Genomic DNA, 12452 nt, shown 5'->3' with positions numbered 1-12452 from the left:
TAAATGAGGCCTATCTTTATGTGTCCCTGATAGTTATAGCGTTTTAGACTTTATCTCGTGATAAACTCACGCTAGGTCTTTTTGTAGATCAGTAAAAGCCCGCACTACATACTCTCCTGCTTTCACAGAATCGGAAATATTGAATTTCCCTGCTGCAACACCATTCACAATTGGAAAAATCTGGCTACAGATCTTCATACCTTTGTCATCTATCAAATCTGAATACATACTATAAATCCCGGAAACAAATTGGTGCGAATTGGCATCAAGGTAATAGCCCTTAAACCATATTGAATCACCTGGAAAATAAATATCCCTATCCGTATGCAGGTAGAGCTTCCTGAATTGAATGGAGTCCTGAGAATGAAGAGTTTTGGGTAACAATGATATATTTAAAACTATAATGATATACTTTGAAAATGTCTTCATGAATTGCGGAGGTTAGGAAGAATGGGACATGTTATGAAAAAGCAAAAATTATGCCACCTAATTGGGAATTTGTCCATAAACACCATTTTTCTTAGAATGTTGAATAGCCATATGGATGAACTTTTATCAACTAACGAAGGTGCTGATAAGTATTTGGATTATGTAAATAAGATTGGTAAGGAGAAGGCGAACGCAAACTTAAGGAAAACGATTTTGAACGATTTTGGATTAATATAGCTAATCCATTGGATTTCTAAAAATGCAAAAAGGTAACAGGTAGCTTAACCAATAAACCCAAATAGTTTCACCTCTGTTTCACCTAATTAAAAAAGAAAAGGAGTTAGAACACATCTAACTCCTTCATTTTCATTTGTCGGGGTAGCAGGATTCGAACCTGCGACCCCCTGCTCCCAAAGCAGGTGCGCTAACCGGACTGCGCTATACCCCGTTTTTCGAGGTGCAAATGTAGTAAAAATTTGATAATTATCTTATCGCAGAGCCCCTTTAAACAAATAGTCTGCCCCGGTGGGACCAGTAAATATGAAATTACTCAGCAAAACATTTCTATTATGAGAATATTCTCATTATATTTGGCAGGAATTTAAAAACATGCCCAGACGAAAAAGGATGCGGAAAGTGGCTGCCCCTCCGGGCTTCAGGGGGTATAAACCTTACGGGAACCGGCATGGCAGCAAAGAGCATGTGGATCTTCTGTATGAAGAATATGAAGCCATAAAACTGGCCGACTACCAGCTGATGAATCACCAGGAGGCCTCTCACCTGATGGGTGTTTCACGGGCCACATTCGCCCGGGTATATGAAAGTGCCCGGCGGAAAATTGCCAGGGCCCTGGTAGAAACCCGCGAAATCAGATCTGTGTTTGGAAATGCCAGTCTGGATCATTCGTGGTTCGCCTGTGAGGACTGTGAAACTCGTTTTAACATTCCGGATAACCTAACCGGTCAGCACTGCCCCTTATGTAAATCAGAAAATATTCATTCCATTAAAGAACAAATATGAAAACAATCATATCCTCTACAGGCAAGAAGCTTGAATCAGGTTTTGATCTGCGATTTGGGCGCGCAGAATGGTTTTGCCTCCTGGATGAAGAGACCGGAGAAACCACGTTCCACGAAAACGAAAATAAGGAAGCTTCGCATGGGGCCGGAACAAAAGCCGTCGAAAAAGTGATCGAGCTGGGTGCCAGCAAAATAATATCAGGCGATTTCGGGCCTAAAGCAAAGGAGCTATTGGAGAAGTTCAATATCCAGATGGTTCTCCTGTCTGATGATTCCAGATCCATTGCCGATATTATTGACCGCATCAAGTAATGAATGATTAAAGAACCTATTTAAAAAAAAATGCCAGGATTTGACAGAACCGGACCAGAGGGGCAAGGATCCCGAACCGGCAGACAAATGGGTAAATGCAGCACCAAAGACACCAGTGAAACCGGACAGGAGCCATTTATGGGAAGAGGACCTGGAAGGGGAATGGGAAGAGGGGTAGGAAGAGCAGCCGGAAGGGCTGCCAACCGGGGAGGTGGCAGAGGCGCTGGAAGGGGCACGGGAAGAAATGCCGGGCAGAAAGATTAACCCGGATAACATTACATGATTAAATAATTGACTGAAATGACAGGAATAATTGCCGTACCCATCAGTTATGGAAAACTGGATGGGCATTTTGGCCATTGCCAGCAATTTGCCATGGTAAAGGTTGAAGAAAAAAAGATCACAGAGATCACCTATTTAGATGCACCCCCTCACAAGCCCGGACTATTACCTCCATGGCTGGCTGAGCGCGGGGCAACTGAAATAATTACCGGAGGAATGGGTCAACGGGCCATTGATCTCTTTAACGAGAGGGGTATCAATGTTTTTGTGGGTGCACCCTCCCTCACTCCCGAAGAACTGGTAAATGGCTTTCTACATGAGAAAATTAGTTTTTCAGCCAACTATTGCGATCATTAATACCGGAATATGACAATTCGTATCGCCGTTGCCAGCGGAAAGGGGGGTACAGGTAAGACCACCGTGGCCATTAATCTCTACCGTGCGGTCAACCGGATGACAGAAACGAATGCGCTTTTGGTGGATTGTGATGTGGAGGAGCCCAATGATAAACTCTTTTTTCCGGAAGCACTTCTGCTAAATCGGGTTAACATTAACCAGGAGATTCCCTTTATAGATACAGCCCGCTGTACCTTTTGCAGAAAATGCGTGGAATATTGCGAGTTCAACGCCATTGTGGTTATCCCACCGGCCGGCTTCGCAGAAGTTAACTCGAGTCTTTGTCATTCCTGCGGAGCCTGCCTGGTAGCCTGTCCGGTCGATGCCATCTATGAGCAAGATGAACCCGTTGGCACCATCACCAGATATCAGGACCAGGGCGGAAATGGGATTCTCGAAGGCCGGCTGAAAATTGGATCCACCATGCAAACCATGGTGATCAGATCCCTGAAACGGGCTATTCCTGCCAATGAAAATGTGGTGATACTCGATGCTCCACCCGGGACCAGCTATCCGGTTGTGGAGACCATTTCCGACGCCGATTACATTATCCTGGTTACCGAACCCACTCCTTTTGGCAAACACGATCTGAAACTGATGCTTGCACTGGTTAGGGAGATTGGAAAACCTTTCGGGGTGGTTATTAACAAGGCAAATCTGGGCAATCAGGACATCTATGAATACCTGAGGGAGGAAGAGGTGGAAATACTCAGCGAAATTCCCTTCAGTAAGTCTTACGCTTCTCAGTATGCCAGGGCCGATCTGTTCAGTGAAACACCGGAAGATGTGCTTGCTGCTCATCAGAAGATCATAAAAAATCTGTTAGAGAAAGGTCTGATTTCATGAAAGAGATTACCATTATCAGCGGTAAAGGAGGAACAGGCAAAACCTCGGTCACTGCCGCACTGGCCACTACCGGTGATAACCTGGTGCTATGCGACGGGGATGTGGATGCAGCGGATCTGCACCTGATTCTGAAACCAAAGATCCTGGAGAAGCATGTTTTCGAAGGAGCCTGGGTGGCCTCTATTGATCCGGACCTTTGCACACAATGCGGTATCTGCAGCGAGTACTGAAGATTCGATGCCATAAACATCAGTGAATCGGGTAATCGCAGTATCGATCCTTTCAAGTGCGAAGGGTGCAGGTTGTGTGAAAGAATTTGTCCTTCCAGTGCCATCCACTCAGAAAAAAGCACCAATAACTCCTGGTTTGTCTCCAGCACCCGTGCCGGAATCATGACACACGCCCTGATGGGTCCGGGAGAAGAGAACAGCGGGAAGCTGGTTGCCCAGGTCCGGAGAAAGGCCAGAGAAATAGCGAACGAAAGAAAGGCCGGGCTGCTTCTTACAGACGGCCCTCCGGGTACCGGTTGTGCGGCTATTTCTTCCATCACGGGAAGCGATGCCGTGCTGCTGGTAACAGAAGCATCCAAAAGTAGTCTGCACGATGCTCAAAGAACAGTGGAGCTGGTGAGACAATTCGACATTCCTCTTTATGCCATAATCAATAAGTTTGATATCCATTCGGGGATAAGCAGGGAGATCGAAGATTTTCTATCCGGTCAATCCATTCCCCTGTTGGGCAAAATTCCTTTTGACGAAGCGGTGGTCCATGCCATGATTGCAGAACAATCCATTCCGGAATTTGCCCCGGATTCAAAGATTTCCCGCATTATAGACTCCATTTGGGCCCAACTTAACAAGGAGCTCCGGAGGACAGCCAGCTAATTTCCACCAATTATTATTTGATTCTTTTATCGATGTATTTGGAATTTATGGTGCGCAAGGCACCCATGTAGTCCATTCTGAATTCGATAAGATCCCCTACACGATACCCGTTTTTATTATTCCCAAGGTTGACTACCAGCATATCTGAACTTGCACCAGCAAATTGTACCTCCCCGTCAACAGGTTTCAGGTGGTCCATATCCACATCGAGTAAGCCCAGGTCGAGAATTGCACGACAGGCTTTCTGTCCGATGTCTTCCTCCTTGAACTCAAAAGCATTTCCTTCAACATTGCTTCCCAAATCTCCCGAAGGCACGAGGGGTTTCTCATTTAGCTCAATGATTTCCGTGAAGAGTTTTATCACATCAGTCTTCATGTTTTTCATGGGCTCATCGTTGTAAACATCTGTTCCCAGAAAAAGAGTTTCCCCGACACGAAAATGATTAATTCCCTTTGGCAGCATTTTATTCAAAAGAAGTGGGATTGTCACAGAAGAGCCTCCTGACACATAGGGAATCTGCTTGTTAAAGCGAGCCTCAATCAGTTGTTCATAAAGGCACAGCTGTATGAGCTTGTCCTGGTTGGGCAGAACGCCATACAAACAGGTAAGGTTTGTTCCTATGCCAACCACTTCAATATTTTTAAGCTTGAACACACTTGAATAAAACTCGATAAATTCTTCACCTAAAACACCTTCTCTAAGTTCACCCAATTCAATCATTATAATAATCTGATGAGTTTTCCCCTGATTATGTGCTTCCTCGGAGAGAAGTTTAATGGTTTCTATTTCGGTGTTCATGCTTATATCGGCATATTTAACCACACTGGAGATGGAGCGTTTGGCAGGTGGTTTAATATACATGGTTTCGATATCCGGATCCATTGATTTTATGGTCTTCAGGTTGCTTATTCTGGAATCTGCAATTTGTCGTACTCCCAGTGAAAGCAATTCGGACATAAACATACGGTTACCGGAAAGTATTTTTGAAACGACTGTCCACCTGATATTCCGCTTTTCAAACAGTTTATCCAGGTATAGAAAGTTGGCTTCTAATTTCTTTTTGTCAAGGGTTATGAAAGCCATAATTTAGTTATTGAATTACAATTCTTTCTATGTTTTCAGGTAGTCTGGCAAGTATCTCATAGTTAAGGGAGTTATTCATTTCTGCAAAGGAAGAAAAGGAAATCTCAACCTCATTCTGCTTTCCGATCAGGGTTACGCGGTCCCCATTTTTAACACCACTTATCTCAGAGATATCACAAATAATCATATTCATGTTTACGATTCCAATTACGGGCGATCGCTGCCCATTTACAATAACGTGCCCATTATTGCTCAGGGATCTGCTGTATCCATTACAATAACCAACAGGGACAATCATTGTCTTCATTTTCCTGTCGGCCTGGTAGAATAAACCGTAACCGATGAATTCACCCTCAGGGACATGCTTCAACTGCATTACACGGGAATACCAGTTGATTGCCCGTTTAAGAGGTTCTATCCTGTCCTTTTTCCTTTGAACATAACTGATCTGTGTTTCCCTGGTTGGCCAATAGCCATAAATGAGTATGCCGGTTCTAACCATATCAAACCTGCTTTCCGGGTAGTTAATAAGTGCCGCGGAGCTTGCGATATGCCTGGTAAGCCCCCGGATGCCACTTTCATTTAAGAAGCTAATCCTCCTGGAAAAAACTGACAGTTGCTTCTTGATCCTTTTATGATTTGCTATACTTTCAGCTCCGGCAAAATGGGAAGCTACTCCTATAACCTTAATATAGCGCTCGTTTTGTTGAATGATTTTAACTGCCATTCGTAACTGTGCCAGCGACATACCGGTCCGGTTCATACCTGTTTCGACTTCCAGGTGTACCTTTGCAGAAGTATTCAGCGACTTTGAACGATAAATGACCTGGTCGAGCCATTCGGGATCGGAAATAAAGAATTCGATTCCATTTAAAAGAATCCAGTCCAGGTCTTCCAAAGCAATAAACCCCATTATCATAAGATTCGATTCGGGTGAACAGTGGGGAAGCGCTTCCCTTGCTTCCGCCGATGAATAAACAGCAAAATGACGAATGCCCAAATCCTCAACGATCCGAATAATTTCCCTGCTTCCATGTCCATACGCATTTCCCTTGACAACAGCCGATATTCGCGTGTTACCGGTGCACAAGGATTTAATAAACGAGACATTATTCTCGATTGCGTATCGGTCAATCTCGATTATTGAAGTGCTTGGCATAAGTGGCATTATTTATTCTTAAATCTCATCTCAGCATACCTGGAGTTAAACCCGATTCGTTCGTATAAACGTTTGGCGGGATTATCGTATTCGACGTGGAGTTTAATATCACCATCACAATGTTTGATTGCCTCTTTGATCATACGTGCTCCATATCCTTTTCCCCGGCAGGAACTGGCAACCGCTACAAATACAAGTACCCAATCAGGAATATAGTTTGCCATGCCTGTTCGGTTCATGATCAGTCCGCCGACTAGTTTACCATCGTTAAAAGCTGCGAGAGCGAAACCGCCTTCAGATTTTTCTTTCGAAAATGCGTAATCAAGGCATTTTCCGATCTCTTTCTTTGGATCACCATACTCACCCAGATGGGTAAACATAAAATCTACAAATGTCTCTTTGTCAACCGACTGCATATCATCATATGAAGTCAGCTTTTCTATTTCCAGCATATATTATAGCTTATTTGTGTAACTGATTATATAAGGAATTGAACAACTTTATTCCGGTAGAGATCAGTTCATCGGGAAAATTAAAATCGGGATTGTGCAGGGCAGCCTGGTTGATGCCCGAACCTATTCCGAAGAATCCACCCTTTATGCTTTCTGTATAATATCCGAAGTCCTCAGACCAGCGAAAGGCTTCTTTCATCTCTATAAAGGGTACGCCAGCTTCACGGGCAGCGTTCCGGATCATTCCCACACAGCCCGTATCATTAATAACTGCCGGAAACTCCTCTGTGAATTCAAATTTCCATTCAAGCTTGTGCTCTTGAGTGATCCGGACGATCTCCTTCTTTAGAAAATCTTTGAATTCAACCATGCTTTCGGGGGTTGCAGATCTGAGTGTGAGCCTCACCTCCGCGTATCCCGGAGAGGTTCCATGTGCTTCTTCTCCCAGCTGTATGTGGACTACAGTCGCAAAGGTTTTGTCTTTCAGCCTTGTATAATGAGCATTTAAGGCATGTACCTGCTCAATCATCTTGGCGATGGCTTTATCCGGATTAATGCCCTGTTCAGGTTCAGCTGCATGAGAAGTTTTCCCAATCAGTTGAATGATCATCCCAGCCGAGGCTGACGAAAATGCCCCATCCCTGGTTGTTACCGAATGAAGGGCTAAGCCAGGAATATTGTGAAGCGCGAAAATACATTCGGGCTTCCTGCGGAGAAATTCGGAATGAGCCATCACCTGCTTAGCTCCATTTCCTCTTTCTTCAGCTGCCTGAAAAAGGATCAGCACAGAACCGCGAGCAGGCCTGTTCTTAGCAACATACCCTCCAAACCCGGTAAGGATAGCCATATGCCCGTCATGTCCGCATGCATGACTGATACCCGGATTAGCTGATGAATAAGGCACCTGTCCTGTTTCATGAATTGGTAAAGCATCCAGTTCAGCCCTGAAAACAGTGAGATTTCCTTTACTTTCACCTCTGAAAAGGAAGCCTACACCTCCGGCTCCGAATGAAATGGTCTCATCCGGTTTGAATTCAGTGAAATGATTTTCAATGATTTCTTTTGTTCCATTTTCATGATGAGACAAGTCCGGATGCTTATGTAACAGACGTCTTAATTCAAGCAGCTCTGTCATATTTTCTTATGGATTCCATTTCTCGAAATAGTTTCTACAGAAACAAATTTAGTCAATTATATCTGCTCTCTCAAATATTATTCAGCAGCAGGGAGGAAGTATGCAATTCAAAATCAGAGCAAAGAGCCTAAAATGAAAGACCTGATAAAATATAAAGGAATTACCGGCTCCGTACTTTTCAGTCATGCCTGAGTGCCTCCACCGGATTCCTGGATGCGCTGCGATAAGATTGAAGGGATACAGTGAACACGGTGATGAGCAGAACAATCATTCCAGCCAAAAGGAAGATCCACCAGCTCAGGGCGGTTTGATAGGCAAAATTCTCAAGCCAGCGGTTCATGGTATAATAGATGAGCGAAATGGCCGGAACAAAGGCCAGCAGGATCCATTTTATAAAATCCCTGTTAAGTAAAACCATGATCAGGGAGATGCTGGCACCATTCACCTTCCGGATACCAATTTCCCTGGTGCGCTGCCGGGAAATGAGCAGGGCCATGGCGCTCATGCCAAGGAGACAAATGATGATGCCGGCAATGGAAAATGCAAGCAGCACCTTCCGAAGCAAAATTTCTGATGCATATTGTTCGGCGATTTTCTCATCCAGGAAGAAATAGCTGAGTTCCTGACCGGGATATTGCTCCTCCCAGAGGTTCCGGATGGTCTCCATGCCAGCCCGCAGATTGCCCGGCTTTAACCGGACGTGGGTGAATCGTGCACGGTTGGCCGATTCATCCAGCCAAAAGGCAAAGTCGCCTATGGTTTCGTGGGCCGAGCTGTAATTAAAATCTTCCGTCACACCCACGAAATTGATGGCTTGTTGCCCCTCTTCCAGGGGCTGTTCTGACCGAAAGGTTTGCAGGGCCTCCATGCTCCCGTGCCGTTCCATCAGGCGTTTATAGAGGTGCTCATTCACGACCATCCCGCGCACGGTATCTGCCTCAGGGGGAATCCAGTTGTGAAGAAGCCGAATATCCATGGTTTTCAGGTAGGAATAATTGGCAAAGACAAACTCAGCAGTACCTTCCAGTCCCAGATTTTCCAGGGATATGGCCTGTGCCGGATACCCAAAATGTTGTAAAGTCATTCCTGCCGATGTTACAGTATTTTGGGCTTCAAGTTTCCTGATAAATACCATGGGATCCTTTGACAGGTCATTGATATGAAGCACCACAACCTGTTCTTCATTAAATCCCAGCGGCTTGTCAAGCATGAATTGAACCTGTTTGTTAACCAGAAGTGTGCCTGAAATCAACATCATTACGACAGCTACCTGCAGCATTAACAGGATTCTCATAATCACATTTCCGGAATAATTAACCTTCCCGGATCGGATCTCTTTGTTGCTGTTCCCGGAGAGGAGAAAACCTGCGACAAACGGCGCGCTCAGGGCCAGGCCAGACAAAAGCACAAGCAGAAGGCTGATAAGCACCATCGGATCATGATAATAAATATCAAATTCTATGGCGAAAATGCGGTTCAGCATGGGACGGAACAGTTCAATCAGGGCTACGGAAATAAGGATGGCTATGCTACACACCAGGAGCACTTCCCCCAGCACCTGCCTTACAAGCCTGCGATTTCCGGCACCCAGGGTCTTTTTCAACCCGAACTCCCCGGAACGCTTCATGATTTTAGCCAGACTAAGGTTGGTGAAATTGAGCAGGGTCACCAGCAGGATCACGATGGAAATAAGCATAAAAAGCGATATGCTGAGCCTGCTGGTCCGCTCCCTGAGTTCAAACCTGAAATCGGACTTGAGGTGTATATCCTCCAGGGGGAAAAGCCTGAACACGTATTCCTGCGGTCCACGTACAGGTTTCAGACTACTTTTGTCATAAAAGGCTTTTAGCTGTCCAGCAACCAAAGCCGGATCCATTCCCTGGCTTAATCTGTAATAGTTGTAGGTCCAGGCTATCTTGCGGTCGGGCAGAATCTCATAGCGTTCCTGCAGCCCTCCTTTCTGGGAAATCAGCAGCTCATACCTGAAATGTGTCCTTCGATTCGTATTTCTCACAATTCCCCTTATTTCATAAGGGCCAAGGTCTCTTACATACTGCAGGGCATCGATGTGAATCTGCTGTCCCACCGGATCCTGGTCCCCGAAATACTTTTTCGCAAAATCCTCAGAAATGAACACAGTATTGGGTTTTTCCAGATCCCTCAGATTCCCCTGCTTGCTTTCCACACCGAACATCTGGATAAATGCTTCGTCGACCGACATGATATGATCCTGTTCCATCGTTCGCTCTCCGATCCTGATCCGGCCACCGTCACAATGGGTAAACTGTGTGGCCAGTTCAATTCCGGGTATATTTTCGGCTGCACGGTGGATGATCCCCAGGCTCCTGGCCCATAGGGCCTCATCTATATGAGCGGGTGCGGAAAGTACGCGGTAGATGTTTTCATAGTTCGGGAAATGCCTGTCAAACCGGCGCTCGTTCATCACGTGGATGAACAACAACAGGAAGGCGCTAATGCCTGCCACAAGACCGCAAAAAGTAAAAAGGGTTAAGAGCCTGTCGCGTACAAGCCGGCGAACAATAATTTTCAGTTGGGGCATTCACAATATTAACAAATTTTTCGCTTCTTACTCAAACTCCTTCGGTACCCCGCAGATCATCCTGAAGGGCTTATCCCCCTTGTTCCGTTACTGGTGCTTCTCATCGGGATTAAGCAGGGCAAAATCACCTGCTTTTAAGGGCTGCTCCTCCCCTGCCTCATTAACCAGCGCCCCATCGCCCTCGATCACGTAGTTCATGAGTACGATAGGTAGAATGAAATTATTATGATAATTTGCAATTATTATTATGTTATTTTGCAAATACAGTGCAAATAAAGTACATTTGTCGAATAGTTTATTACTGTATTTCGATGTGGATTGAGCGTGACTATTCTGAAAAAATAAAAGAAGCGGTTAAGAACAGACCTGTCATTCTCTTGACTGGAATAAGACAGGCAGGGAAAAGTTCTCTGCTGCGGCGGCTCTTCCCGGATACGGAATATGTGACCCTGGACAGGCTTCTGCTTGCGGAAGAGGCAGAAGAGAATCCTTCAATTTTTCTGAATCGATTCAAAAAGCAAGTGATTATCGATGAGATCCAGTATGCCCCCTCCCTTTTTAGAGACTTGAAGATATTAGTGGACGAAAAAAGGGATATCAAAGGGAAATGGATTTTAACTGGAAGTCAGCATTTTATTCTTATGCAACATGTTAGCGAATCCCTTGCCGGAAGAATCAGGATCTTAAACCTGGGTACCCTCAGTGCTAGAGAATTAAACAGAACAAACTTATTGAAGAACAAGAGGGACCTTTTATGGATGGGAGGGTTCCCGGAGATTTGGGCCGAACAGCTGTCTCCAGGCGATTTTTATGAAGATTATATACAAACGTATCTTGAAAGAGACCTGAAACAGATTCTAAATGTGACCAATTTGAGGGATTTCAGGCGTTTTCTATCCCTGTTGGCGATAAGAGTCGGACAATTATTGAATTATTCCGAAATATCAAAAGAGATTGGTGTAGCTGTGAATACAATAAAAGCATGGGTGAATGCCCTGGAGGTATCGGGTTTAGTAATATTATTGCCTCCGTATTACAGAAATCTGGGAAAACGACTGATTAAGGCTCCTAAACTCTATTTCTGTGATAATGGATTGGTGTGTGCCCTGCTGAATATTGATTCACTTGAAGCCCTGGAGAAATCTCTTTACCTGGGTAACATCTGGGAGAATTTCGTTTTGTCAGATTACTTGAAAGAAGGATTTGTTGCTGGAAAAGATATTTTTTATTTCAGAGACACAAACGGGGTAGAGATTGACTTTATTCTGGAGAAGAAAGGAGAGGTTTTTCTCATCGAATCGAAGCATAGCGAACGCCCTGATCCGGCAAAACTAAATTTCAAAAAGGTTGCTCCATTGTTTAAAGAGAATGTCAATCTAATAGTTGCCTGCGGAGTAAATGAAAAAGGACGCATTGCCTTAAAGGATTTTGATATTTATAATCCGCTCAATGGTCCTGTCCAATAGAGACAGGACTAATCGAACTCCTTCGGCACCCCGCAGATTATCTTGAAGGGCTTATCCCCCTTGTTCCGGTACTGGTGTTTCTCATCGGGATTAAGCAGGGCAAAATCACCTGCTTTTAAGGGCTGCTCCTCCCTCCTGTTTTCGTTGCTTCTCTCGGTGTGATTTATTAAAGGGAGAATAATCAGCGATATAGCACTTAGATCTTGACGTTATTGGGTGTCCCCTTGCCTTGTAAGCATCTATAATCGGGAAAAAGGGAACATGTTAAGGGCCCTATAGCTTGATTTAGATATATGTTAGGCTGATATGGGTGTTTCAAGGCAATTAAGTATTACTGATTGTCTTCTGAGGGATAATTCCTAACTGGTTATTGGTTGAATATATCGGATCTGATATTAAAAAATGTCTATTTCAAATGAAATGGGAGA

Annotated in this window: 15 protein-coding genes and 1 tRNA gene; 8 read left to right on the top strand and 8 right to left on the bottom strand. The window is 44.6% G+C overall.

Annotated features, from left to right (window positions below; genetic code table 11):
* Window positions 1-66: 66 nt before the first annotated feature.
* Both P1P86_16145 and P1P86_16140 read right to left on the bottom strand, forming a co-directional pair.
* Entirely contained in the window at window positions 67-429 is a 363-nt protein-coding gene (locus P1P86_16145; GenBank protein ID MDF1576717.1) for an MG2 domain-containing protein, read from the bottom strand.
* Between the two features lie 373 nt (window positions 430-802).
* Window positions 803-877 (bottom strand) — tRNA-Pro (locus P1P86_16140).
* Window positions 878-1038: 161 nt separating this feature from the next.
* Here P1P86_16140 and P1P86_16135 point away from each other — a divergent pair.
* The 7 genes from P1P86_16135 to P1P86_16105 all read left to right on the top strand — a co-directional run bounded on the left by P1P86_16135 (window position 1039) and on the right by P1P86_16105 (window position 4168).
* Window positions 1039-1449, top strand: coding sequence for a DUF134 domain-containing protein (locus P1P86_16135; GenBank protein MDF1576716.1), 411 nt, complete (start codon window positions 1039-1041; stop codon window positions 1447-1449).
* Window positions 1446-1760, top strand: a complete 315-nt coding sequence (locus P1P86_16130) for a NifB/NifX family molybdenum-iron cluster-binding protein (protein MDF1576715.1) — start codon at window positions 1446-1448, stop codon at window positions 1758-1760. Before P1P86_16135 ends, P1P86_16130 begins: the two co-directional genes overlap by 4 nt.
* 30 nt (window positions 1761-1790) lie before the next feature.
* Window positions 1791-2024 carry a DUF5320 domain-containing protein gene (locus P1P86_16125; GenBank protein ID MDF1576714.1) on the top strand — a complete coding sequence of 78 codons (234 nt, stop codon included), beginning with the start codon at window positions 1791-1793 and terminating at the stop codon, window positions 2022-2024.
* A 36-nt stretch (window positions 2025-2060) separates the two neighbouring features.
* Complete coding sequence (locus P1P86_16120) at window positions 2061-2399, top strand: NifB/NifX family molybdenum-iron cluster-binding protein (protein MDF1576713.1); 339 nt, start codon at window positions 2061-2063, stop codon at window positions 2397-2399.
* Window positions 2400-2408: 9 nt separating this feature from the next.
* Window positions 2409-3284: an ATP-binding protein gene (locus P1P86_16115; protein MDF1576712.1), complete on the top strand. Its 876-nt coding sequence runs from the start codon at window positions 2409-2411 to the stop codon at window positions 3282-3284.
* Window positions 3281-3514, top strand: a complete 234-nt coding sequence (locus tag P1P86_16110; protein ID MDF1576711.1) for a hypothetical protein — start codon at window positions 3281-3283, stop codon at window positions 3512-3514. The genes P1P86_16115 and P1P86_16110 overlap by 4 nt, the downstream gene beginning before the upstream one ends.
* A 72-nt stretch (window positions 3515-3586) precedes the next feature.
* Window positions 3587-4168 carry a P-loop NTPase gene (locus P1P86_16105; GenBank protein ID MDF1576710.1) on the top strand — a complete coding sequence of 194 codons (582 nt, stop codon included), beginning with the start codon at window positions 3587-3589 and terminating at the stop codon, window positions 4166-4168.
* A 13-nt stretch (window positions 4169-4181) separates the two neighbouring features.
* Here the strand turns inward: P1P86_16105 and P1P86_16100 are convergent, their stop codons facing one another.
* From P1P86_16100 to P1P86_16075, 6 genes are all read right to left on the bottom strand, one after another.
* A complete protein-coding gene (locus P1P86_16100) occupies window positions 4182-5252 on the bottom strand; it encodes an alanine/ornithine racemase family PLP-dependent enzyme (protein ID MDF1576709.1) in 1071 nt (356 codons plus the stop codon).
* A gap of 7 nt (window positions 5253-5259) precedes the next feature.
* Window positions 5260-6420 carry an alanine racemase gene (alr, locus tag P1P86_16095; GenBank protein MDF1576708.1) on the bottom strand — a complete coding sequence of 387 codons (1161 nt, stop codon included), beginning with the start codon at window positions 6418-6420 and terminating at the stop codon, window positions 5260-5262.
* The gene (locus P1P86_16090; GenBank protein ID MDF1576707.1) at window positions 6420-6863 is read right to left on the bottom strand and encodes a GNAT family N-acetyltransferase; all 444 of its coding nucleotides are present in this window, start codon (window positions 6861-6863) and stop codon (window positions 6420-6422) included. The genes alr and P1P86_16090 overlap by 1 nt, the downstream gene beginning before the upstream one ends.
* A gap of 10 nt (window positions 6864-6873) precedes the next feature.
* A complete protein-coding gene (locus P1P86_16085; GenBank protein ID MDF1576706.1) occupies window positions 6874-7998 on the bottom strand; it encodes an amidohydrolase in 1125 nt (374 codons plus the stop codon).
* Window positions 7999-8176: 178 nt separating this feature from the next.
* Window positions 8177-10558 (bottom strand): ABC transporter permease, encoded by a 2382-nt coding sequence (locus P1P86_16080; GenBank protein MDF1576705.1) that lies wholly within the window; start codon window positions 10556-10558, stop codon window positions 8177-8179.
* A gap of 87 nt (window positions 10559-10645) precedes the next feature.
* Complete coding sequence (locus P1P86_16075) at window positions 10646-10756, bottom strand: AraC family ligand binding domain-containing protein (GenBank protein ID MDF1576704.1); 111 nt, start codon at window positions 10754-10756, stop codon at window positions 10646-10648.
* Window positions 10757-10791: 35 nt separating this feature from the next.
* Between P1P86_16075 and P1P86_16070 the strand changes: the two genes are divergently transcribed.
* Complete coding sequence (locus P1P86_16070) at window positions 10792-12024, top strand: ATP-binding protein (GenBank protein ID MDF1576703.1); 1233 nt, start codon at window positions 10792-10794, stop codon at window positions 12022-12024.
* The last annotated feature ends 428 nt before the right edge of the window (window positions 12025-12452 follow it).

This window comes from Bacteroidales bacterium, from assembly GCA_029210725.1.
Lineage (GTDB): Bacteria > Bacteroidota > Bacteroidia > Bacteroidales.
Note: the sequence above shows the minus strand (reverse complement) of the source record. Positions and strands in the feature narration are given on the sequence as shown.